We start from the raw sequence: 22,423 nt of genomic DNA, 5'->3' as shown, positions 1-22,423 counted from the left end.
GCCCTGACCTCGGAATCATCGCCGCGGTTGCAGCCCCCATCCCCAGGCGAGGAGCTCGGCCAACGACACGCCCTCGGCGTCGCTGAGATCCGTGATCTGCGTGCGGCACGAATACCCGTCGGCAAGAACGACCTGCAACCGGTCGTCCGCACCTGAACTCGTCGCACGCTCCGGTGACACATCGGTACCGGACCCTGTCGCACCGGTCGGCGAAGCATCGACTCCTGAACCAGTCCGAGACCCTACGCCGGCGGCCCGACCCCGCTTGCGAAGCGCCGGCAGCAGAGCCACCTCGGCGACGGCGACCGAGGTTTCGAAATGGCCGTCTTCGACGCCGAAGTTCCCGGCCAGACCGCAGCACCCGCCGAGGAACTCCGTATTCGCTCCTGCCCTGGCCAACAGCTCCTTATCTGCCGCGTTGCCGAAGATCGCCGACTGGTGACAATGCGGCTGCACGAGCGCTTCGATCCCGGACAGGTCCGGCAGTTCGGCGCCGATGCTCAGCAGATACTGGGCCAGAGTCTGCACCCGGTCGGCCACTCGGTGCGAGGCCTCATCGGCGACGAGTTTGAGCGAATCATCCTTGAGCGTCGCCAAGCACGACGGCTCGACCCCGATGATCGGCACATCCCCGGTGGCATCGAGAGCCGTAACCGTCTCCGAGAGATTCGCCTTCGCGGCATCGAGCTGACCGGTGGAGATGAGCGGCAGCCCGCAGCACACGGTCTGATCGATCACTCGCACACGCACACCGGCCTGCTCGAGCACGGCGACGGCCGCGGCGAGGATGCGCGGAGCGAAATGGTTCGACCAGGAATCTGCGAACAGCACGACCTCAGCGTTCGGTCGCAACGAATCCGAGGCCAGTGACGACGCCTTGGCCGGGGACTCAGCCTTCGAGCGGGACTCGTCGTTCGCACGCGACCGCGGTGCCTCCTCGGCGGTGGTGGTCCACCATTTCCTGAACGTCGTGGACGCGAACTGCGGGATCGAGCGACGAACGTCGATGCCGGCCACCTTCTTCGCCAGGGTCGTCAGCCCCGGCAGCCCCGATACCCGGTTGACGACCGGCGCGAGCGGGGTGACCAGGCGAGCGAGCTGTGGAAGGAACCCGAGCGAATAGTGCTTCATCGGCCGCAGCCGTCCCTGATAGGTCTGGTGCAGGACCTCGGCCTTGTACGTGGACATGTCCGTGCCGGTCGGGCACTCGGTCCCGCAGGCCTTGCACGACAGGCACAGGTCGAGGGCTTCGTGCACCTCGGGGGAGTCCCAACGAGGCTCGAGCAGATCCCCGGACACCATCTCCTGCAGCACGCGTGCCCGACCCCGCGTCGAATGCCGCTCGTCCCGGGTGGCCTGATACGACGGGCACATGATGCCGCCGCCGGCCGCCGAATCCGCGCGGCACTTGCCGACTCCGGTGCACCGGTGCACGGCCGAGGCGAAACCGGCAGACTCGCCTTCATAGGCCATCGCCAGAGTGCCGGGCAGCTCCTGACGCAGAGGCAGCTGAGTCAGACGGATCGATTCGTCAAGAGCGTCGGGGTCGACGATGACACCCGGATTGAGCAGATGCTGAGGATCGAAGAGGCGTTTGACCTGGGCGAACAGATCGAGCGCTGCCGGGGCGTACATGAGCCGCAGCAGTTCGGAGCGTGCCCGACCGTCCCCGTGCTCCCCGGAGACCGACCCGCCGTAGCGGGCGACGAGCTTCGTGGCCGCGACCATGAAATCGCGCATCACCTGCCCGCCGTTCGGATCCTCGAGCGGGAAGTCCACACGCATGTGCAGGCAGCCATCACCGAAGTGGCCATAGGGAATGGCCCACAGTCCGTGCTCCTCGAGCAGCTCCATGAGGTCGTGCAGATAATCGCCGAGGTGGTCCACCGGAACCGCCGAATCCTCCCACCCTGCGTGGGCGTCGCGCCCATCGGGTGTGCGTGAGACCAGGCCGGCGCCATCGGCGCGGATCGCCCACACCTCGGCGGCCGCCTGGGCGTCGAGGACCGCGGAGTCGAGTGACTTCGATTCGGAGATGAGGCGCTGGGTCTCGGCCTCGAGCTTTGCCTCGTCCTCGCCGGTGAGCTCGACGACGAGCCAGCCCGCGCCCTCCGGCAGGGGAGGGACCGCCTCGGCGCCCTTGGTGTCGATGACCCGGTCGAGCATGCGCGAATCGAGCCCCTCGCAGGCGGCGACGGGGAAGTCCTTCAGCAGCGGCGCATCGTGGGCGGCGGCGACCATGTCCGCGTAGCCGAGGACGACCGCCGAGGTGAAGCTCGGATCCTTGACCAGGCGCATCTTCGCCGCCAGGATGACACCCCAGGTGCCCTCGGTGCCGGCGAAGGCGCGCCGGACGTCGAAGCCGTTCTCCGGGAGGAGTGACTCGAGCCCGTACCCGGAGACCTGGCGGGAGAATGTGCCGAAGTTCGTGCGGATGGTGCCGAGGTTCTGTGCCACGAGTTCGTGCAGCCGCGGGAACGTCGTGGAAGCGTCCGAGTCATCGAGGGTGACGACGGTGCCGTCGATGAGCATGATCTTCAGTGCCAGGATATTGTCGCCCGTGCGGCCGTAGCCCAAAGCTCGCGGGCCGCAGGCATTGTTGCCGATCATCCCGCCGATCGTGCAGCGGGTGTGGGTGGACGGGTCCGGGCCGAAGCGCAGACCGTGTGGTTTGGCCTGTTTCTGGAGATGAGCGTGGACGCAGCCGGACTGCACCCAGGCCGACTGTTCCTCCGGGTCGAGGTCGAGAACCGCGTTCATATGGAGAGAGAAGTCGAGGACGATGCCGCGGCCGATGGCATTGCCGGCGATCGATGTGCCGGCGCCACGGCTGGTGATCGGCACGCCGAGGCGGCGGGCAACGGAGAGGACCCGCGCCACTTCGTCTTCGTCGTGAGGAAAGACGATGGCGGCAGGGACGAGCCGGAAGAGCGAAGCGTCGGAGGAGTATGCGGCGCGATCGGTGTCGTCGATGCTGAAATCACGGATGCCCGCGGTGCGGAACTGTTCGGCGAGTGCGGTGGGAAGCGCTGTCTGGGACTCGTCTTCGTCGACGGTCGCCCGATTCGCTCCAGTGGGATGGGCCATAGTCGTCATGTCCGCATTGTGCCACTTGGGTTGCCGGAACACCGATATCTTCCACGGCGGGGATGGCGAGCGAGAGTCATCGTCCAGGATCAGGGAAAGTTATGCGTTCGTTATCTCACGTGCTCAGAACGGTGCTACTCAGTAGCCTGAGTTCCTATATTCGGGAATTCTTGGCGTCTTGACATATTCGTGGTATCTAATGGGACTACACCAATTCGTGGCAACGGGCCACTACATGAATGCAAGGGAAGAAACCATGTCTCGTCGAGCTCGTGAATTGACAGTTGATCAGACTGCATTAGTCGGAGTCGTCCGAAAGGTCGCACGGCAGCGTTCGAAAATCAACACCGACTATGTGATGGCGATTCTGCGCGCCCGCGAAGAAGGCGCGACCTTCGGTGCGATCGCCGAGGCGGCCGGCACCTCCTCGCAGGCCGTTCAGGAGATCGTGCGCAGGCACGGACCGGTCAAGCGCAGCGAGCCGAAAGCCGGAGTCGCCGACCCCGCCTGACCCCAGAGAACACAGGGGCAGAACGACATTTGCCGGTCCCCTCTGTGCTCGCACTTCCCTCGCAGATACCAGGGCGGTGATCCATGCTCGATATGGATCACCGCCCTTGTGCGATTCATGGACGTTTTCTGACGATTCCGTGACCGAATCTTCGCGGAGCCGGAAGCAGGGAATTGCATGAACGGAGGCAACAGGGCTGATGGGCTGAGAAAGCCTTCAGAAAGATTCTGCCCTGCGTGCGGAAATCGCATCACGATTCGACTCTTCGACTGTTTCTGAAATATCAGATGCCGAAGTTCCCTGGCGACAACCTCAGGTGCGTTTCCAGTTCGGCGGAAAAGCCGTGCAATCGGAGTTCCCGACCCCCTCGGACAGCTTAGATACAAGAAGTACATATTCGCCGGTGTATTGCAGTCTTGTTACACGTGTCGCGGATCTGAGTGGTTCCCGGCCGGCGGCGGACACTCGGGCGAGATGCGGAGAGGGTTGTCTAGAGTGGCCGTATGAACTCCGAGCTCGAATCGCTGCCCGCTGAGATCGCCGACCATTCTCTGATCCGCATCGCCTCCGACCTCTCACTCATCGCGTGGGAACAGATGCTCGCCTGGAGGCCGCTGCTCGGCGCGAGCCTCGACGCCAGTGTCGTCGACACGAAGACCTCGCCGAATGACCTCGTCACTCGCGCCGATGCGCAGATCGAGGCGCTTGTGCGCGGCTACCTCAACCGAGTCAGGCCCCATGACCTCATGGTCGGCGAAGAGGGTTCGGACGCCCTCGATCCGGTCGAATTCTTCCCGGCGGACTTCCTGCTCAAACTCAACGCTTTCGATTCGGAGGTCGGTGCACTCAACGAGGCTGCTGACGAGGGTCCGCGTCTGGAATGGCATGTCGACCCGATCGACGGCACCGTCAACTATGTCCGCAACATCGAACACCACGCGTTCTCCGTCGGAGTCTGTGCGGCCGCAGCTGAGGCAGCTGCCGGCCGCGGACTCGGCGACTGGCAGATCGGACTCGTCGCCTCGCCGGGATTGGATGCCACATGGCTGGCAGCTGCCGGTCGCGGTGCCTTTCGGGTCGACGGACGCTTGGCCGACCACCGCAAGGCCGGCTCCGCCGTTCCGGCGCGACGACTGCACGGGACTCCGCCCGGGCTGTCCGGCAGGCTCCTGGCCACCGGATTCGCCTATGCCCTGAGCAACCGCGGCGCCCAATTGGCCAAGCTCGACGACCTCATGACCGGCTACGACGATATCCGCCGCTGCGGATCGGCGGCACTCGACCTGTGCATGGTCGCCGAAGGTCGGGTCAACGGCTACGCCGAACGCGGACTGGGCATCTACGACTACGCCGGTGGGGCAGTCATCGTCGAAGAGGCCGGACTCAAGGTCAGTCGCGGAGGATCCGGCGGACCGACCGCCGCCGCCGACACTCAGGAAGAAGTCGACCGCCTCATCGCCGCCATCTGATCTGAGGTCCACCGCGCGACCACCCCATCACACGACCACCCAGCCCTCACTTCAGATGTGATGCAGATAACGTCATACTTTTTTGACTTTATTTTCAAAGCATAGGCTAAGCTTACTTTCAGTGTGCGCACACGTTTTTCTCATACGTACATTCCTGAAAGTGGGACCCCATGGTTTCGACTCGCCTTCAAATGAGCGCCCTGGCAGGCGTTGTCGCTCTGACTCTGGCCGGCTGCGGCTCGGCAGACTCCGATTCGGCTCAGGCCGAAGACTCCGGATCCACGATCGAGGTCGAGGACAACAACGGCAAGCAGACCGTCGCCTCCCCGCCGAAGTCCGTTGTCGCCACCGACAACCGCACGTTCCAGACGCTCAGCGACTGGGGCATCGAACTCAGCGGCGGCGCCGTCTCCCTGATGAGCGACGACCTCGACTACACGCAGGATGATTCCATCCTCGACCTCGGCAGCCACCGCGAACCCGACCTCGAGAAGGTCGTGGAGGCCAAGCCCGATCTCATCGTCAACGGTCAGCGATTCGCCCAGTTCCATGACGACCTGGCCAAGCTGGCCCCCGAAGCAACCGTGCTCGAACTCGATCCCCGCGACGAAGAGGACTTCGACGCCGAGCTGCGCCGCCAGACCGAGGTCCTCGGCGAGGTCTTCGGAAAGCAGGATGAAGCGAAGAAGCTCGTCGACGACTTCGACGCCTCGATCGAGCGCGCCCAGAAGGCCTACGACGACAACGACACGGCCATGGGCCTGATCACCTCGGCCGGCGACATCGGCTATGCCGCACCGTCGGTCGGCCGCACCGTCGGCCCTGTCTTCGACATCCTCGACCTCGACCCGGCCCTCGAGGTCGAAGAGGGCAGCGAAGACCACCAGGGCGACGACGTCTCCGTCGAAGCCATCGCGAAGTCGAACCCCGACCTCATGATCGTCCTCGATCGCGACGCCTCCTTCGCGCCTGAAGAACGCGACGAAGGTTCGGCCCCGGCCGCCGAAGTCCTCGAAGACTCCGAAGCGCTTAGGGACGTTCCTGCGATCAAGGACGACAAGATCGTCTACTTCCCCGAGGACACCTACCTCAACGAAGGCATCCAGACGTACACCGAGTTCTTCAACGACTTCGCCGACAAGCTCGAAGCTCAGAAGTGATGACCCTCGCCGAGGTGGCCCGACGTCGGAACGAAGCCCGACGCAACCGGACGGCTGAGTCCCCACAGGGAACAGTCGATCCGTCCCTCAACGGGACGTCGGAACCGTCCCCACGTGGGGCCGCCTCGGCGAAGGCACCTCTGTTCGGATGGCCCCTGCTGTTGGGCATCGTCGGGGTCGCCATCCTCCTCGCGCTCTCGCTGCTCACCGGCGTCTACGACATCTTCGGCGGTGTGGGCGGGGCCGAGATGTTCCAGATCACGCGGATCCCGCGCACGATCGCCCTCGTCCTGGCGGGCGCCGCCATGGCGATGTGCGGACTGGTCATGCAGCTGCTGACCCAGAACCGATTCGTCGAGCCGACGACGACCGGCACCACCGAATGGGCGGGGCTCGGCCTCATGCTCACCGTCATCGTCTATCCCGATGCCTCGATCGTCGCGCGAATGGTCGGCGCGATCATCGCCGCGTTCATCGGCACCCTTGTCTTCTTCGTCTTCCTGCGCCGTGTGTCCCTGAAATCCTCGCTCATCGTGCCCATCGTCGGCATCATGCTCGGCGCCGTCGTCGGCGCTGTCTCGACATTCATCGCGGTGCAGACGGACATGCTGCAGTCGCTGGGCATCTGGTTCGCCGGCAGCTTCACGTCGATCCTGCGCGGCCAGTACGAGACCCTGTGGATCGTCGCGGCCGTCGTCGTCGCCATCTTCATCCTCGCCGACCGCTTCACCGTGGCAGGGCTCGGCAAGGAGATCGCCACCAACGTCGGTCTCAACTATAACCAGATCCTGCTGCTGGGCACCGTGTTCGTGGCGATTGCGACCGGAGTGGTCACCGTCGTCGTCGGCAACCTGCCGTTCCTCGGCCTCATCGTGCCGAACATCGTCTCGCTCATCCGCGGCGACGACCTGCGCTCGAACCTGCCCTGGGTGTGTCTGCTCGGCATCGCGATCGTCACCATCTGCGACCTCATCGGCAGGATCATCGTCATGCCCTTCGAACTGCCCGTCTCCCTCATCCTCGGCGTCGTCGGCGCGGCCGTGTTCGTCGCCCTGCTCCTGCGTCAGCGAAAGGTCGGGTGAGCTCGGATGCGCGCAAACGATGAAACCGAATCGACCGGGACCGGCACCGAGGCGGCCCACCCGACCGCGGCCACCGTCGTGAACGGCGGGGACCGGTCCGGTGCGGGCGCACGGTACGGTCGGCCGCCTCGGCGAGGGTCTGCGACTGCTCAGCGGTCGTCGGGACCGCTTCCGACGAAACGGTCGCAGCGTCGCTACTGGACGATGATCATCGTGCTGGCGGTCGCCTCGGCGGGGATCGCTCTGGGCATCCTGGCCTGGGACAATCCGATGCCGATCACCGACCCGGGGTTCTGGCTGATCGCCGAGCTGCGGCTGACGAACCTCGTCGTCATCGCCCTGGTGGCACTGTGTCAGTCGTTCGGCACGGTCGCCTTCCAAACGGTGACGAACAACCGGATCATCACCCCATCGATCATGGGATTCGAGTCCCTCTACGTGGCGATCCAGACCTCGGCGATGTACTTCTTCGGAGTCACCGCGATCGTCGAACTCAAGGGGCTAGTGCCCTTCATCGTCCAGCTCGTGCTCATGGTCGGGCTGTCGCTGGCGCTCTACGGGTGGCTGCTGTCGGGACGGCATTCCTCGGTGGCGCTCATGCTGCTCATCGGCGTCGTCATCGGCGGCGGACTCGGCTCGGTCGCGACATTCATGCAGCGGACGCTGACCCCGAGCGAATTCGACGTCCTCTCCGCCCGACTGTTCGGGTCGATCTCGAATTCGGATTCGAGCTACCTGCCGGTGTCGATCCCGCTGTGCCTGCTCGCCTGCCTCGGGCTCTACCTCTGCTCCTCACGCCTGAATGTGGTGGCCCTGGGACGGGACATGACGAGCAACCTGGGACTCAACTATAAGGGCGAACTGCTCAAGGTCCTCTTCTTCGTCTCCATCCTCATGGCAGTGTCCGTCTCGATGATCGGACCGATGGTCTTCCTCGGCTTCCTCGTCGCAATGCTCGCCTACCAGTTCGCTGACACCTTCGACCACAAACGCCTCTTCCCGATGGCCGCGCTCATTGGATTCGTCGTTCTCGGCGGGGCGTACTTCGTCATGAAGAACATCTTCTACGCCGAGGGGGTCGTGTCGATCATCATCGAGATCGTCGGCGGCGGCGCCTTCCTGCTCGTCATCCTGAGAAAGGGGCGCCTGTGATCACGCTCGAATCGGTCCGCAAATCCTACGCCGACGAAGTCTCGATCGGGCCCGTCGATCTGCAGATCCCTGCCGGGGGAGTCACCGCTCTGGTCGGGCCGAACGGCGCCGGAAAGTCGACTCTGCTGACGATGATCGGGCGGCTGCTCGGGATGGATTCCGGCGCGATCTCGGTGGCCGGTTATGACGTCAGCTCGACGAAGTCGAAGGATCTCGCGAAGATCGTGTCCATCCTGCGGCAGGAGAACCACTTCATCACCCGGCTGACGATCCGGCAGCTCGTCGGCTTCGGACGGTTCCCCCATTCGAAAGGTCGACTGACGACCGCCGATGAGGAAGTGATCTCGCAGGCGATCGACTTCCTCGAGCTCGGTGAGCTGGAGAATCGGTTCATCGACGAGCTCTCCGGCGGGCAGCGGCAACGGGCCTATGTGGCGATGGTGCTGGCGCAGGACACCGACTACGTGCTGCTCGATGAGCCGCTGAACAACCTCGATATGAAGCGATCGGTGCAGATGATGCAGCACCTGCGCCGGGCCGCCGCCGAGATGGGGAGGACCATCGTCATCGTCCTCCACGACATCAACTTCGCCGGTCACTACGCAGACCACATCTGTGCGGTCAAAGACGGTGCCGTCATCGAATTCGGTGCGCCCGAGGAGATCATGACCGGCGAGGTGCTCTCACGTGTCTTCGACACTCCAGTCGACGTCATCGACGGACCCCGCGGCCCCCTTGCGGTGTACTTCTGAGTCCGGGTCGGGCTCCGGGGCGTCTGACTGCGGGTGAGTTCTGCCTTTGCGCTGATGTCATGCCGCCGGCGGGGCCGGCGGAGGGTACGTTCCGGGAAGCATGGGGATGGTGAGGAGCCACTTGAGGCGACTCTCGGGCGCTCATCGCCTTTTGACCGAACCATCGAGTTCGAACCAGATGCATCGATCAGAAGGCGATGACAGATGGCCCGTAAGTCGATGGCGGATGGTGCAAAAGCCGATCACCAGACTTGGGCTCCAGTGGACTGAGCGCTCACTTGCGCACCAGACACTGTGGAGTACCTTCTCATTCGGCACCTTTAGAGAATCCAGACAGTCGGCGCGTTCATAGGTTCAACTGGGCTAAACCGTCTCAGCGGTGCCCAGCATCTGCGAGTTCTCAGGGATTCGTGTGCAGAGACGTTCATCGGTGGCCTGTGGAGAATATCTCGACTCGACCGTCGTTGACTTGTGGACGACGAAACGTTGTCCACAACCTCAGCGCAAGGGGTACTAACGGCAGTTCGCTGATGCCGATACTCGCCAGATGAAGAATACGATCTATCGTGAAGAGTTCTCCGCCGCCGGCATCTCTTCCAAAACGATCAAGAGCGCGCTGGATTGTTGTCTGATTCGTCTCTGCCGCGGGGTGTACTCGGTGATCCGTGAGTGCGGAGTGAAAGACCACAGTCGGATTGCGGCATTTATCAGAGACGTCGACTGGATCAGTTTCCACGTCGGCAAAACTCCAGCCGACCTGAAGCGCGATTTCAGGTATCAGACCCAGCTCCGAGCGCTGCGCATTCAGAGTTACCGCTGGTACCGGCCAGAGGACGTGATCGTTGGCAAATCGGCGGCTGTCCTCCACGGAATACCTTTGTACAAGGACGCATCGCAAGCGATCACGGTCAGACACCCAAGGAGCAATTCGCACACTAAGGAGATTATCCGTGTGCGGGATGAGGTACCCGCAGAGGATCAGGTCCGATTCGGTCACCTTGCGGCCACCTCGGCGATCAGGACGGCCTTGGACCTCATTCGGATTTCGGGTCAACACGAAGCTTTTGCAGCACTGGAATGGGTACTGCGTCAGGCGACGGCCGATCATTTCCCTGGCTTCAATCCGAGGTCCGGGTATACAGAAAAGTTTCAGTCCGAGGCACGTCGGATCATCAAGACGGCGTTCTATCCTGCGGTTGCTCGCATGCGATCGGGCCAGGTCACCGCGCAGCGGATGGTTGATGCGATCGGGCCGTTCTCTGAGAGCCCAGCCGAGAGCAAATGCCGACTCAACCTCATCGCTTTGAACCTGACGGGGTTCGAACAGCAGATCGAAGTCCGAGACAGCCGAGGCTTCATTGCTCGAGTCGATTTTCTCAATGAACAGGCACGAACGATCCTCGCGGTCGACGGAAGTGAGAAATACGCTCTGGTGGGTCCCTCGCTGATCCGGAGGGAAGGCGAACAGCACAATCGGCTTCTCAGCTTGGGCTATAAGGTCATCCATCTGAGTTTCGACGACGTGCTCAGACTCAACGACTTTCGGGACAAGATCTTCACACAGGTGCCGGAGCTGAAGCAGATGGTCGGGAGCCCGGACGAATGATGTAGAGTTCGCGCATCGACTTTTGTGCCGGTAACCATCGGGTTTTGTACAGTCGGGTATCGAGTTTTGTGTGGCGCATCGAGTTTTATCCCGATGACCTGATCAGAAGGCGATTGTTCGCCGAAGAGGCCGCTGAGTTGCCATGGCTCGGTGCTCGGTGCTCGGTGCTCGGTGCTCGGTGCTCGGTGCTCGGTGAAGGCGCGGCCCAGCACCAATCGGTGCGGCGGCCTCGAGTGGCACCTGGAGGAGAACGGCGCCGATGTCCGTGACCGTCGGATCCTCTTCTCAGCTTTCCTCGATCAGGTGAGGGCGCGGAAGGCGGCTGCGGTTTCGGTCTGAGCCGACCCAGCGGCCTCCTCTATCTGTCGTCTGCCGCGACGGCCGGGCGGATCAATACCCAACGGCGCACTGCCATCACGAGTGCGGCAACCAGCCCTACGATGAGCAGTCCGTCGGCGGCAATATAGAGCAGATGCAGGGACGACCCACCCTCGTCGACACCTGCGAGCACGGCATCCGTGCGCTGATTGAGCAGCGGCCGAATGACGACGACCTTGATGATGAGCACTCCGATGAGCCCGCATGCCACACTGCGATAGACGCGATCGACACCCGACTTCAGCAGCGACCACAGCAGGATCACGGCGATGACGAGCTCGACCCAGTTCATCACTCCGAACACCAGCCGACCGATGCCCAGCCCCAGCGGGATCGTGATGCCGGGGGCGGTGAACTTCAGCGGTGCCTCGATGAGCGAGATGCCGATGATGAGTCCGAGCCAGATGGCGGGCAGGATGATCCGAGCGCTCGCCGCCAGCCGCGAGTCATCGGTGCTGAAGAAGTGAGTCATGCCTTCGATTCTACTCCTCGTAGAAATTCGTCTGCCGCGCCCTCACCTTCACCCACCAATTACTACCTGACGGCGGCGCAGCAACCTCGCGCGAGGTATCTGGGCCGCCGTCAGGTAGCAAGAAGGGGTGGTGGTCGGGACGCTCAGCGCCTTCGCCGGACCCGCTCTAGACTGGTGTCCATGCGTCTGTTCTCCAACGCCGTGGTGCGCACTTTCGCACCCCAAGCCGCCTCGAGTGCCCCCGACTCGAACACCCCTGCGTCGATCGCATCCGACCCGATCGGATCGAACGCAGAAGCGGCCCCAGAAACGGCCCCCGATTCCGACCCCTCGCCCACCTCCGACCCCTCGCGGCCGGCCCCGGATGCGATCCTCGTTGATGGGGAGACCATCGTGGCCATCGGCACCCGGGCCGAACTCCTCGACATCGCCGCCGCGGAATCGTCGACGACGGCGGCGCTCGCCTCGGCGGGTGGGGTCGGTGCCACTGCGGTCATCCCCGGCCTCGAGATCGATGAGATCGACTGCGGCGGGCAGGTCATTCTGCCCGGATTCGTCGACGGCCACATCCACTCGATCCTGTACGCCGACTCCCTGACCGACCTCGATCTGTCTCAGACGAAATCGCTGCCCGAGGCGGTCGCCGCCATCCGCGAACGCGCCGATTCCCTCCCGGTGGGCACCTGGGTGGTCGGCTCCGGGTGGGACCTCAACAAGTGGGAGGACCCGAGCTACCCTGACCGTGAGCTCCTCGACGCCGAGGTCCCCGACCATCCGGTGGCGATGTGGTCACTCGATCTGCACACCTTGTGGGTCAACGCCCACGCTCTCGAGATCGCCGGCATCGACGAGGCGACCCCCGACCCTTCCGGCGGCAGCTTCGTCCGCGACGAGAACGGTCAGCTCACAGGTCTCGTACGCGAAGACGCCACCGATCTCGTCGCCCGCTTCATCCCCGAACCCAGCCGCGAGGACCAAGTCGAACGCCTCGCCGCCACCCAGGAGCTCTTCCTGTCACAGGGGCTGACCGGGATCCATGACTTCGACGGCATCGCCTCGACCTTGGGCTGGAACGACCTGCACGCGGCCGGTCGCCAGGACATGCGCGTGACCTTGTTCCTGCGTTCACCCGAAGTGCCGTGGGCGATCGAAACCGCCTGGCACACCGGTGACGGCGATGATTGGCTGCAATGCGGTGGGCTGAAGCTGTTCTCGGACGGGGCGCTCGGCTCGCATACCTCGCACATGTCCTCAGCGTTTCCCGCAGTCGACGGTGAGGACGAGAACTTCGGTGTCGTGCAGATGACCGAAGACGAGCTCTTCGACCAGGCACACATCGCCACCGAGGCGGGAATATCCGTGGCCATCCACGCCATCGGCGATCAGGCGAACCATCATGTGCTCGCTGTCTACGACCGCTTGCGGGAGACGACGAAGGCCGCGGAGGAGAAGTTCGGCCGACCCATGCGTCACCGCGTCGAACATGCCCAGTTCATCCAACCCGCCGACGTCGCCCGGTTCGCCGAGCTCGAGGTGCTCGCGTCGATGCAGCCGCGCCACTGCATCTCCGACCTGCACCTGCTCCACCTCATCGACGAATCCGCGCAGCTGGCCGCTTATGCTTGGCCGGATCTGCTCGCTGCGGGTGCCCAAGTGGTCTTCGGCTCCGATGGGCCCGTCGAACCTGCCAACCCGTTCGCCGCGATCTACGCGGCGATGACCAGGGCGAACATCTCCGGAGACGCGACGACGAGCTTCCAGCCGCACCGTCGGCTGAGTGCCGTCGAGGCCATCCGCCTGCACACTCAGGGACCGGCCTTCGCCGCCGGGCTCGAGGACCGGCGCGGATATCTGGCGCCGGGCATGGACGCCGACTTCATCGTCGTCGACACCGATCCGTGCGCGGCCGAAGGGCTCGATCCCGAGGTCGCCGCGGCAGAGCGCGACGGCCTCCTCGGCTACGATTCCGAAGAAGCCCTGTTCGCCCACGCCGAGGCGATCCGCGATACCCGAGTCGCGCTCACCGTCGTCGGCGGCGAGGTGAAATACCGCGCCTGACCACGCCGAGGCGGTCGACCACCTCGGCGATGGGCGGGACCCGCACTGCCCGCTCCCTCGACCAACTGCTCCCTCGACCAACTGCTCCCTCGACCAACTGCTCCCTCGACCAACTGCTCCCTCGACCAACCGACAAGGACGTCCCCGCATGCCCCGCTCGTTTCTGGCCCAGGCCCGCAAGGTCGATGAGGCGACCCCGGACTCTCGCAGTCGCGAGGTCGACTTCCTGCGCGCCGCGGCGATCACCGTCGTCGTGCTCGGCCATTGGACGATCATCGCCGTCAGCGCCACCGGCGGCATCAACCCGCACGGACTTCTCGACCAAGCCCGGTGGACGCACCCGCTGACCTGGGTGTTCCAGGTGATGCCGATCTTCTTCCTCGTCGGCGGATACTCCAACGCCCTGTCGTGGCGCTCGGCGAGGCGGCGGAACACCGGGTACGGCGAATGGCTGAGGGCGCGCCTGCGCCGACTCGGTCTGCCGCTCATCCCGCTGCTGCTGACCTGGTTGGTCACCTGCGTCATCGCCTTAGCCGCTGGTGCCGAGCCTGCCGCCGTGCAGCTGGCTTCCCAGATGGCACTGGTGCCGACCTGGTTCCTCGCCGCCTACCTGCTCGTCGTCATCGTCGCCCCGCCGTGCCTGATCCTGTGGGAAAAGTGGGGCTGGTGGTCGATCATCGTCGGCATCGGCATGGCCGGGATCATCGACATCATCAGCATCGCCGCCGACAGCAAGCTCGCCGGATACCCGAATTACCTGCTCGTCTGGGCGAGCTTCCACCAGTTCGGCTACGCCTGGCTCGACGGGCGACTCTCCAACATCAAACGCTGCCTGTTGCTCTTCGTCATCGGCGCCGTCGGCCTCGGGCTTCTCGTCGGGCTCGGCCCGTACCCGGTGTCGATGATCACCGCCGGTACTGACGCGATCTCGAATTCGGCCCCGACCCGCGTGACCATGGCCTTCCTCGGCATGGCGCAGGCCGGAATCGTCCTCATGCTCCAGCGCCCACTGGCGAAACTCCTACGCAGCCCGGGCCTGTGGTTCCTCACCGTCATGGTCAACCAGCGCATCATGACCTGGTTCCTCTGGCACCTGACCGCGCTGACGGCCCTGGCCAATATCCTCATCGCCCTCGACGCACGAGCCCTGCTGCCCACCCCGCTGACCGGCATCTGGTGGGCCACCCGACCGCTGTGGGCCATCGCTCTGCTGGCCATCACCGGAGTGCTCGTGGCGATCTTCGGCCGCTTCGAAACACCCGCGCCCGACGACCGTCCCGCGCCGCCTGTGTGGAAGCCGACCGCCGCGTCTGTCGCAATCTGTGCCGGCCTGGCGATCATGGCCGATACCGGGATGGTCAACGACAACGGGGTCACTTGGATCTGGCCGCTGCTGCCGCTCATCGGTATGTTCGCCTTCGGAGTCGTCCGCTTGCCCGGCCGGCGAACCGCAGAGAACTGACCCTCGCCGAGGCGGTCCGACCGTCACAGCCGGACGTCCCCGCGGGGATGTAAAAGAACCAACCGCACTGACGCGGTCGGGAACTTGCATTGAAACGTCCCCGCGGGACGCCCCCACCCAACGACATCGGCCCGACGTCCCCGCGGGGACGTCGGGCCGATCTGAACGACGTGTCGCCTCGGCGAGGGGACGACGCGAACGGCGCGTCGCCTCGGCGAGGTTCTGCCTGGTCAGATGTTGCGGCCGCCGGAGATCTCGGTGACGGTGCCGGTGAGGTAGCTCGACAGCCCGGAGGCGAGGAACAGCACGACCGAGGCGACTTCCTCGGGTTCGCCGGGACGGCCGAGCGGGATCTCGGCGAGCTTCGAATCGATCGCGTGCTGGGGCATGGCCGCGGTCATGGCGGTGTTGATGAAGCCGGGCTGGATCGCGTTGATGCGAATGTTCTTGAATGCGACCTCCTTGGCCACGGCCTTCGTCATGCCGACGATGCCCGCCTTGGCCGCGGAGTAGTTCGACTGACCGGGGTTGCCGACCTTGCCGCTGATCGAAGACACGTTGATGATCGATCCGCCGCGGTCCTGCTCGCGCATGAGTGCGGTGGCGACCTTGAGCCCGTTCCACGTGCCGCGCAGGTGCACGGAGATGACGTCGTCGAACTGCTGCTCGGTCATCTTCCGGATCGTCGCATCGCGGGTGATGCCGGCGTTGTTGACCCAGATGTCGACGCCGCCGAAAGCGGTCGTGGCCGCCTCGGCGAGCTTCTCGACGGCCTCGAGATCGGAGACGTTGCACACCACGCCGGTGGCCACGCCCTCCCCGCCGAGTTCTGTCACGGCCGCCTGCAGGGTCTCCTCATTCATATCGGCGAGTACGACCTTCGCGCCAGAGTCGACGAGGCTGCGCGCCATCGCCAGGCCGAGGCCTTGACCGCCGCCGGTGACGACGGCGACCTTGCCGGCCAGCAGGCCGGGGATCGCGGTGACTCCGCCGAGTTCGGTGACGGTGATGCCGGTATGCGCGGGCGTGGATTCAGTCATGGGATGCCTTTCGTTCTTTTGTGGCCAAGCGGAGCCGGACCTCGCCGAGGCGGCCCGCCGTTGCGCTTATGCGTGCAGGATACTGCGGCCTGCGTCAGAGGTTGAACTGCGGTTTGTGCGCGCCTTTGAGCAGCTGCTTGGCGACGACGACGCGTTGGACCTCGGAGGTGCCTTCGTAGATGCGGAACAGGCGTGCGTGGCGGTAGAAGCGCTCGACCGCGGACTCGCGCATATAGCCCATTCCACCTTGGATCTGCACGCCCTTGTCGGCGATGCGGGCGAGTGCTTCGGAGGCGAAGAGCTTCGCCGAGGAGGGGCCGAGCTTGCGATCGGTCTCGGCGTCCCAGCGCTGTGCGGCTGAGAGGGCGAGGGCCTTTGCGGCGGCGACGTCGGTGTAGATGTCCGCGAGCATCGCCTGTACGAGCTGGAATCGGGCGATCGGTTCCCCGCCCTGCTTCGCCTCGGCGGCGAAGCGCACCGATTCGTCAAGGATGCGGATCGACTGGCCGACGCAGATCGCGGCGATGTGCAGGCGTCCCTTGTTGAGTGAGGCCATGGCGGCGTAGAAGCCCTTCTCCTCCTCACCGCCGATGAGGTTGGCGGCAGGCACGCGCACGTCGTCGAAGAAGATCTCCGAGGTCCAGGCGCCGGCCTGACCCATCTTGTGATCGTGCGGGCCGACGGTCACGCCTTCGGACTTCGTGGGCACGAGGAAGACGGAGATGCCCTTGGAGCCCGTGGCATTCGGGTCGGTGCGGGCGAAGACCATGAGGACGTCGGACGCCTCGGCGTTGGTGATGAACCGCTTGGAGCCGTTGATGATGTAGTCATCACCGTCGCGTGTGGCCTTCGTCCGCAGGCCCGAGGGGTCGGAGCCGGCTTCGGATTCGGTGAGGGCGAAGGAGGCGACGACCTCTCCGGAAGCCAGTCGAGGCAGCCATTCGGATTTCTGCTCATCGGTGCCGTAGTTGACGAGCACCTGTCCGGCGATGCCGTTGTTCGTGCCGAACAGCGAGCGGAACGACGGGGTCGTGTAGCCGAGTTCCATGGCCAGCAGTGCGTCCTGTTCGGCATTGAGGCCGAGGCCGCCGTACTCCTCGGGCAGGGCCCAGCCGAAGAGTCCCATCTCGGCGGATTCTTTAATGATCGCCTCGGGGAAAGCGTCCTCGTCCTCGACCTGGGTCTCGAGGGGGACGACCTTCTCGCGGACGAATTCTCGGACGGCAGACAGGATGTCGTCGAGTTCTGAGTTGTCCATTGCTGTGTCTCCTTCAGGTGGATGCTGTGCAGAAGTCTGCGTGCAAGTGTCGGGATTGCGGTTCGGTCGGGGTGAGTCCGAAACGGTGCGATCTAGAGGCTGTCGAGCCAGGCGCGGACCTGATCGGAGTCGGCTCCGAGTTCTGGGGGAGCGAGGTCGTAGGAGACCTGCGACTTCGACAGGGTGATCGGGTTGCGGACGGTCGGGATGATGCGGTCGCCGCTGCCGGTGTCCACGACCGGTTCCAAACCGAGGCTCTTGGCGTGTTCGACGCCTTCGGCGATCGTGTTGATCGGGGCGCAGGGCAGGCCCGCGGCTGAGAGCTTGTCGAACCATTCCTGTGCGGTGTGAGCCTGGAGGGCCTCGAGAAGTTCGGGCTCAAGGGAGTCGCGGTTGGCGTTGCGGTTCTTCGCCTGGGCGAATCGTTCGTCGTCGCACCAATCGGGGCGTCCGACCACCTCGGCGAGGATCCGGAATTGGCCGTCATTGGCCGCGGCGATGATGATCTCACCGGACTTCGCGGCCATCGGCTGGTAGGGGTAGAGGCTCGGGTGGGCGTTGCCCATCCGCGTCGGATTCACCCCTGCGGCCGCGTAGGCACCGGACTGATTGGCCAGGCCGGACATCGCCGAGGACATGAGGTTGGTTTCGACGAGCTGGCCCCCGCCGGTGAGCGTGCGGTGTTGGATCGCGGCGAGGACGCCGATCGTGGTGTGCAGACCGGTCATGACGTCGAAGACGGCGACGCCGGCGCGGTACGGCGAGCCGTCGGGGCTGCCGGTGACCGACATGAAGCCGGACAGCGCCTGCATGAGGAGGTCGTATCCGGGCAGCGGGTTCTGCGGCCCGAAGCCGGTCACCGAAGCATAGATGACCGTCGGGTTGGCAGCGGAGACGCTGTCGTAGTCGAGTCCGTACTTCGCCAACCCGCCCGGTTTGAAGTTCTCGACGACGATATCGGCTTCGGCCGCGAGCTTCTGTGCGGTGGCGAGGTCATCGGGGTCGGTGAAGTCGAGGACGATGTCGTATTTGTTGCGGTTGATCGACAGATAGTAGGTGGCATCCTCGTTGCGCACCGGTGGTGCCCAGTGTCGGGTGTCATCGCCTTTGGGGCCTTCGACCTTGATGACGGTGGCGCCGAGGTCGGCGAGCATCATCGTCGAGTACGGTCCGGCCAGCACGCGGGAGAAGTCGACGACGATCTGTCCCGACAAGGGACCCGAGCCGGCGCGGGGGAGGAACTCCTCGAGGCGGTCGTGGGCAGGCGACCGATGGTGATCGCGTCCGGAGCCGCTGTCGTGGTGCTCAGAAGTGGTCGACTGCTTCATCGTCGAATGTCTTCCTCTCGTCGGGCCGCCGGCGCTGCTGTGTGCTGTCGAGCTCGGCATTCTGGGCCCGTGCTTGAGCAGCGGGCGCGTGGTCCGTCCCACCATATAACAGGATCAGCAATAATGTACATGGATTATTATCGGAACAGGTATTGGCTGGGATGTCGGTCGGGGCAACGGCAGAGGCTCCAGCACGGATTCGGAAAAGGAGCAGTCGATGGAGATTCAGCAGGTCAAAGCGTTCCTCGCAGTCGCCGAAGAGCTGCACTTCGGTCGTGCAGCCGAACGGCTCGGAATGCTGCAGCCGCCGCTCAGCCGTACGATCCGCGCCCTCGAGGCCCACCTCGGAGTCGATCTGTTCCGACGCACGACCCGCAATGTGGCGCTGACCGCGGCGGGGGAGGCGCTGGTGGAGCCGGCGCGGAAGATGATCGAGTACCGAACCTTGGCCGCCGAGGCGGTGCGCCGGGCCGCCGACGGGCAGACCGGGCACATCGAGTTCGGATTCGCCCACTCGTCATCGCGCAGACTGGCCGCGGCGCTCGTGACTGCATCCACCGCGCACAGGCCGGGGGTCAGCTTCGGGCTCCACTCCGATGTCTACGCCGAGGAGGGGATCACCCGCCTCGTCGACGGCTCGCTCGACCTCGCGCTTGTGAGGTGGGCGAAGCGGCCACCCGGGGTCACAGGTCGGCCGGTGATGGTCGAGCGTCTCTCGGCAGCCCTGCCGGTGGGTCATCGTCTGGCGGGACGCGCCTCGGTGCGGGTGAACGAGCTTGCCGACGAGGATTTCATCGCTCTGCCCGAGCATCCTTCCTCGACGTTGCGGGAGGCGACGCTGCGGCTGTGCCACGAGGCGGGATTCGCACCGCGCGTAGTCCAGAGCGCGCCGGATTCGCAGACGATCGGAGCCCTGGTCGCGGCCGGACTCGGCATCTCGATCACCTTCGACTCGGTGTCCGCCGCCACCCGTGAGGTCGGCACCGTGGCCGTGCCCCTCGATATCCCCGAGGAGCCCACGAAGCTCTACCTCGCCCACCGCGCCGACCACGGCAAGGCCTCCGTGGAAGCGGTGCTCACCCTCGCCGAGGAGGTCCTGCCGACCGTTGGATGATGGCGGTGGCGGGCCGGTTCACAGCTGCTCGTTCCAGGTGTCGAGGCGGTGGCGGAGATCCTCGGCGGTCATGTCGGTGAGGCCGATCCCGTGGTAGTTCGGCAGCCAGGTCTCGACACGATCTTGGGCACGTGCCGCGGCTTGGACGTCCCATGCGCGGATGTCATGGATGCGGCGGCCGAGGAGTCGTTCGTACTCGTCGAGAAAGTCGGCGGCCGCCTCGGGGGAACCGAGCAGCACGAGATCTTGACGGCACCAAGCGAGGTCGACTCCGCGAGGTCCGCGGCTCGCGCCCGACCAGTCGACGACTCCGGTGAGGCGCCCGCCCGTCCACAAGGCATTGCCTGCCCAGAAATCGGTGTGCGTGAGGACCTCTTCGTCGCGGTCGAGGTTCGCCCACTCCCGCTGGGCGCGAATTGCGATGGCAGAGTCTCCTGGCGGCGGGGACTGCGGAGTCTGAGGCAGGCCGGTACCGTCGAGTTCGTGGACGCGCACCAGTGCCGCGGCCATCTCGCGGGCGATGGTGGTCAGAGGCGTCGCCGGATCCGGTGGTGAGCCCGGGGCACGGGTCGTGACGATGACCGGATCGTTGGTGTCGGCATTGTGGGCGATGAGGTGGGGGACGAGATCACCGAGCGGGCTCAGCCGGTCCAGCAACTCGGCTTCCCTGATCGCCGCATCATGGCCGGCGGGGAATGCGCGGACGACTAGCTCCGCGTCTCCGTCGCGGGCTGCTATGGTCAGCGCGTGCTGACCGCCGGCAAGGGTCTCTTTGTAGCTCAGCTCTCGGCCGATCAGGGCCGAAGCTGTCGTGAGGGCGCGTGCGCGGCGGCTTCGCTCGGCCGTCCTGAGCTGTCTCTTCAGCCCTTCGGCATAGCGCCGGGCCATCAACTCCTGGGCCGCCACGGTCACCGGAGCGCCCAGACGGAGGAGAGGAAGTGCTGGGACGGAATCGGCGCTGATGGTCACGCCGAGGCGGCCGTCAGTGCCGATGGATACGAGGAAAGTCTCCTCACCGTTCTCGAGGTGGCCCGGCAGGGTGCGATAGGTGAAACCGGCGCGATCCTTCTCATCGAACACCCGTGTGACGACGCACGAACCCACGGGCACGAGCAGATCGCGACCGCGCAGCCGCCTCGGCGAGGTCGGCCAAACTGGATTGAGTCCCAGGCTGACGATCTGACCTTCGGCCGCTCGGCGAGCTGGGCGGACGACGACGCCGGCGAGTTCCTGCAGCGTCCAGGAGAAGATCGCTTCGCGGGCGAGCGGGAACTGATCGCCCAAGCCGAGGTCGAGATGGAACTCGAGATGATTCATGACTCCATTCTCGTTCAGTTTTCTCGTTCGATGGCCGTAGTCCTTGTCATCTTCGAACGGCTGGGCCTACGATGAGAACTGATCGCTGAACGAACGCTCGCTTCAGGGTGATTCGCCAGGTCAGCGCCGAATGACCATGTCAGAGCACGAACACTGGAGTTCATCTATGTCAGACAGCACCTCCGCCACTCAGTCGGCAGCCACCTCGGCGGCTCCGAAATCCGGTCGCCGCTTCGAAGGACAGGTCGCTGTCATCACCGGTGCCAGTCGCGGCATCGGTCTCGGAATCGCTCGGCGGCTGAACGCGGAGGGCGCCACCGTCGTCCTCACGGCGCGCAAGCCCGAAGCGCTGGGTGAGGCGGTCGCGGAGTTCCCCGAAGGCACGGCGCTCGCCATCGCCGGCAAGGCCGACGACCCGGCTCACAGGGCAGAGGTGTTCGACACGGTCGCTGAGAAGTTCGGTCGCCTCGATGTGCTCGTGGCCAACGCCGGAATCAACCCGGTCTACGGCCCACTCGTCGACATGGAACTCGACGCTGCGCGGAAGATCTTCGACGTCAACGTCCTCGGCACGCTGGCCTGGGTACAGGACGCCGTCCACCACGAGCGCCTGAACTTCCGCGAGAACAAGGGCCGCGTCGTCACCCTGTCGTCGGTCGCCGGGCAGATCCCGAGCGAAGGCATCGGCTTCTACGGCATTTCGAAGGCGGCGGTCTCGCATCTGACGAAGACTCTCGCCGTGGAGCTCGGGCCCGACATCCGCGTCAATGCCGTCGCTCCGGCAGTGGTCAAGACGAAGTTCGCCACCGCGCTCTACGAAGGCAGGGAGGAAGAAGTCGCTTCCGCGTACCCGGTCAAGCGCCTCGGCACTCCCGAGGACATTGCCGGTGCCGTCGCCTATCTCGCCTCGGACGACGCCGACTGGATCACCGCTCAGGTGCTCACAGCCGATGGGGGAGTTGTCACCGCCGGCGGCAGCGCCTGACACCGAGGCTGAGCCTGCGGCTGAACCTTGGTTGCCGATAAACGGCAGCCCGAAACATAGGTCGCCATCGGACATCTGCACCCGAATCCAGGTCGCCACCGGATACTTCTCTTGACGGAAAGTATCCGATGGCGACCTAAGTTCTTTGCGGCACCGTTCTGAGGCGCATTGTTGGGTCGATCCATGGTGTTT

17 protein-coding genes are annotated in these 22,423 nt (G+C 64.9%); 11 read left to right on the top strand and 6 right to left on the bottom strand.

The features are described 5' to 3' along the window. Positions 1-15: 15 nt before the first annotated feature. The gene (locus ACU4IU_RS06790) at positions 16-3,096 is read right to left on the bottom strand and encodes an FAD-binding and (Fe-S)-binding domain-containing protein (RefSeq protein WP_446656247.1); all 3,081 of its coding nucleotides are present in this window, start codon (positions 3,094-3,096) and stop codon (positions 16-18) included. A gap of 349 nt (positions 3,097-3,445) precedes the next feature. On the opposite strand from ACU4IU_RS06790, the gene ACU4IU_RS06785 reads away from it, so the two are divergent. The 7 genes from ACU4IU_RS06785 (at position 3,446) to ACU4IU_RS06755 (ending at position 10,819) form a co-directional block, all read left to right on the top strand. Beyond that, positions 3,446-3,598 (top strand): hypothetical protein, encoded by a 153-nt coding sequence (locus ACU4IU_RS06785; protein ID WP_164742748.1) that lies wholly within the window; start codon positions 3,446-3,448, stop codon positions 3,596-3,598. Positions 3,599-4,101: 503 nt separating this feature from the next. Further along, entirely contained in the window at positions 4,102-5,067 is a 966-nt protein-coding gene (locus ACU4IU_RS06780) for an inositol monophosphatase family protein (RefSeq protein WP_446656246.1), read from the top strand. 170 nt (positions 5,068-5,237) lie between these two features. After that, complete coding sequence (locus tag ACU4IU_RS06775; RefSeq protein ID WP_139906744.1) at positions 5,238-6,227, top strand: siderophore ABC transporter substrate-binding protein; 990 nt, start codon at positions 5,238-5,240, stop codon at positions 6,225-6,227. Continuing rightward, the gene (locus tag ACU4IU_RS06770) at positions 6,227-7,309 is read left to right on the top strand and encodes an ABC transporter permease (protein ID WP_446656245.1); all 1,083 of its coding nucleotides are present in this window, start codon (positions 6,227-6,229) and stop codon (positions 7,307-7,309) included. The genes ACU4IU_RS06775 and ACU4IU_RS06770 overlap by 1 nt, the downstream gene beginning before the upstream one ends. Before the next feature lie 6 nt (positions 7,310-7,315). Further along, positions 7,316-8,461, top strand: a complete 1,146-nt coding sequence (locus ACU4IU_RS06765) for an iron chelate uptake ABC transporter family permease subunit (protein WP_139470387.1) — start codon at positions 7,316-7,318, stop codon at positions 8,459-8,461. Further along, the gene (locus tag ACU4IU_RS06760) at positions 8,458-9,213 is read left to right on the top strand and encodes an iron ABC transporter ATP-binding protein (RefSeq protein WP_139470388.1); all 756 of its coding nucleotides are present in this window, start codon (positions 8,458-8,460) and stop codon (positions 9,211-9,213) included. The genes ACU4IU_RS06765 and ACU4IU_RS06760 overlap by 4 nt, the downstream gene beginning before the upstream one ends. Before the next feature lie 547 nt (positions 9,214-9,760). Next, the gene (locus tag ACU4IU_RS06755; RefSeq protein ID WP_139470389.1) at positions 9,761-10,819 is read left to right on the top strand and encodes an RAP domain-containing protein; all 1,059 of its coding nucleotides are present in this window, start codon (positions 9,761-9,763) and stop codon (positions 10,817-10,819) included. A 358-nt stretch (positions 10,820-11,177) separates the two neighbouring features. Here the strand turns inward: ACU4IU_RS06755 and ACU4IU_RS06750 are convergent, their stop codons facing one another. Then, complete coding sequence (locus ACU4IU_RS06750) at positions 11,178-11,669, bottom strand: hypothetical protein (RefSeq protein ID WP_446656244.1); 492 nt, start codon at positions 11,667-11,669, stop codon at positions 11,178-11,180. Between the two features lie 180 nt (positions 11,670-11,849). Here ACU4IU_RS06750 and ACU4IU_RS06745 point away from each other — a divergent pair, with 180 nt between their 5' ends. Then, positions 11,850-13,727, top strand: a complete 1,878-nt coding sequence (locus ACU4IU_RS06745) for an amidohydrolase (protein WP_139470391.1) — start codon at positions 11,850-11,852, stop codon at positions 13,725-13,727. Between the two features lie 148 nt (positions 13,728-13,875). Then, positions 13,876-15,189, top strand: a complete 1,314-nt coding sequence (locus ACU4IU_RS06740) for an acyltransferase family protein (RefSeq protein ID WP_446656243.1) — start codon at positions 13,876-13,878, stop codon at positions 15,187-15,189. Between the two features lie 230 nt (positions 15,190-15,419). On the opposite strand, the gene fabG is transcribed toward ACU4IU_RS06740, so the two are convergent. The 3 genes from fabG to ACU4IU_RS06725 all read right to left on the bottom strand — a co-directional run bounded on the left by fabG (position 15,420) and on the right by ACU4IU_RS06725 (position 18,815). Beyond that, positions 15,420-16,229, bottom strand: a complete 810-nt coding sequence (gene fabG, locus ACU4IU_RS06735) for a 3-oxoacyl-ACP reductase FabG (protein WP_139470393.1) — start codon at positions 16,227-16,229, stop codon at positions 15,420-15,422. Positions 16,230-16,323: 94 nt separating this feature from the next. Continuing rightward, the gene (locus ACU4IU_RS06730; protein WP_139470394.1) at positions 16,324-17,487 is read right to left on the bottom strand and encodes an acyl-CoA dehydrogenase family protein; all 1,164 of its coding nucleotides are present in this window, start codon (positions 17,485-17,487) and stop codon (positions 16,324-16,326) included. Positions 17,488-17,579: 92 nt separating this feature from the next. After that, positions 17,580-18,815 (bottom strand): CaiB/BaiF CoA transferase family protein, encoded by a 1,236-nt coding sequence (locus ACU4IU_RS06725; protein ID WP_446656242.1) that lies wholly within the window; start codon positions 18,813-18,815, stop codon positions 17,580-17,582. A 217-nt stretch (positions 18,816-19,032) separates the two neighbouring features. Here ACU4IU_RS06725 and ACU4IU_RS06720 point away from each other — a divergent pair, with 217 nt between their 5' ends. Next, the gene (locus tag ACU4IU_RS06720; protein WP_446656241.1) at positions 19,033-19,929 is read left to right on the top strand and encodes a LysR family transcriptional regulator; all 897 of its coding nucleotides are present in this window, start codon (positions 19,033-19,035) and stop codon (positions 19,927-19,929) included. Between the two features lie 18 nt (positions 19,930-19,947). Here ACU4IU_RS06720 and ACU4IU_RS06715 read toward each other — a convergent pair whose 3' ends face one another. Continuing rightward, entirely contained in the window at positions 19,948-21,246 is a 1,299-nt protein-coding gene (locus tag ACU4IU_RS06715; protein WP_446656240.1) for a DUF1990 family protein, read from the bottom strand. 166 nt (positions 21,247-21,412) lie between these two features. On the opposite strand from ACU4IU_RS06715, the gene ACU4IU_RS06710 reads away from it, so the two are divergent. Continuing rightward, positions 21,413-22,231 (top strand): SDR family oxidoreductase, encoded by an 819-nt coding sequence (locus ACU4IU_RS06710; RefSeq protein ID WP_446656239.1) that lies wholly within the window; start codon positions 21,413-21,415, stop codon positions 22,229-22,231. Positions 22,232-22,423: the final 192 nt, after the last annotated feature.

The sequence above is a fragment of the Brevibacterium sp. CSND-B09 genome, from assembly GCF_052906525.1.
The sequence above is the reverse complement of the archived record's forward strand: the minus strand, read 5'-3'. Positions and strand labels throughout refer to the sequence as shown.